The sequence below is a fragment of the Spiroplasma sp. ald genome (genome assembly GCF_044714355.1).
In the GTDB taxonomy this organism is placed as follows: Bacteria; Bacillota_I; Bacilli_A; order Mycoplasmatales; family Mycoplasmataceae; genus Spiroplasma; species Spiroplasma phoeniceum.
Map to the genome: position 1 here is coordinate 1 of NZ_RXFY01000152.1, position 1,549 is coordinate 1,549.

1 pseudogene is annotated in these 1,549 nt (G+C 28.2%); it reads right to left on the reverse strand.

Annotated elements, in window-relative coordinates:
- Positions 1-97: 97 nt before the first annotated feature.
- Positions 98-1,296: pseudogene (locus EHU54_RS05745) on the reverse strand (arginine deiminase).
- Positions 1,297-1,549 lie beyond the last annotated feature (253 nt).

The following is a 1,549-nucleotide window of genomic DNA, read 5'->3' on the forward strand; positions in this document are numbered from 1 at the left end:
ATTTCATAATTTTAGATTCCTATAATTTCTATTTTAAATATATTTTATAGGAATTTTAAAATAACTAGGTTGGTTATGCAAGAAGTCTATTAAGATTTTAGATATCCTCTCTTCAAATTGGCATTGACATACAACGAGGTCCCCCACGTCCACGTGATAATTCAGCTGAATCAATAACGTGCACTTTAACACCAGCTTGTTTTAAAATTTCAATTGTAATTTGATTTCTTGAATAGGCAATCACTTCACCAGGACAAATTGTAATAACATTTGTCCCATCATTTCATTGTTCTCTTGCCTCTGCAATTGAATCTTCTCCACCACATTTAAAAATTTGAACTGGCTTACCAACTTCTTCTGATAAATAATCTTTAATTGTTTCTTTAATTTCTTTAACTCCATTTTTTGTAATTTCAAAAATTTTAAACTCACCCATTGCTTCAAAAATTAATGGATGTGCGATAAATTTATCATAATCAATATTAGTAAAAACAGTATCTAAATGCATAAAAGCACGATTTTTTGTTTTTAAATCTAATGCAATAACTTTTTCATAACTAACTGAATCATTTTTAATTAGATTTTTTGCTACTATTTTAATAGCTTCCATTGATGTCCTTTGTGAAACACCAATAATTAATGTTTTTGCATTTAAAACTAAAATGTTCCCACCTTCTAAAGTTTCTTTTTCATTACGATCATATCAAAAATTAATTTTTCTTTTAAAACGGGGGTGATGTCTTAAAACAACATCAGAAAATAATGTTTAACGATTTCTAGTAACCGTAAACATTTTATGAATAGTTGCTCCATTTCCAATTGATGCAAATGGATCACGTTGGAATAGAATATTTGGCATTGGATCAACCGCTAGCGGATAATTATCTGTAATTTCTACTCCTAACTCATATTTTGTTACCCCTGCTATCATTTTATTAACAAGAGCTTGATTATCTAATTTGCTTAAATAAGTACGTAACTTACTAATGTATTCTTCTTTTGCACCAGATTCTTTTAAAAACTGTTCTAGTAATTCTTGCCGCATTTTTGAATCAGTGTCTAAAACTTCAGCGACTAATTTTTCAATATACAACACCTCAACACCTAAGTTCCTAAAAGTTTGCGCAAAAAAGTCATGTTCTTTTTGTGCAACTGCTAAATCTGGTGTATCATCAAACAATAATCGTTCCAATAAATCTGGTGATGAATTAGCTAACTTATCACCAGGGCGATGTAACAATACTGTTTTTAATTACCTATTTCTGAATAAACATTAATACCATATTTTTCTGTCATGTTACTTGTCCTCTTTCTCTTTCTACGTCCATTTTTATTAAAATCCTTTAATAAAAATTAAAAATAAACATGCAAAACTAAAAAATGCAAATTGCTGTTAAATACACAGAATACCTATCAAATTGTAATGTCCTTTAATGCCATTTAAATAAATATACTTAAAATTGATTATGCTATCCTTTTATCAAATATATTTAAGCAATACACTTTTCGATATTAGACTTCTTGCATAACCAACCTAGTTATTTTAAAA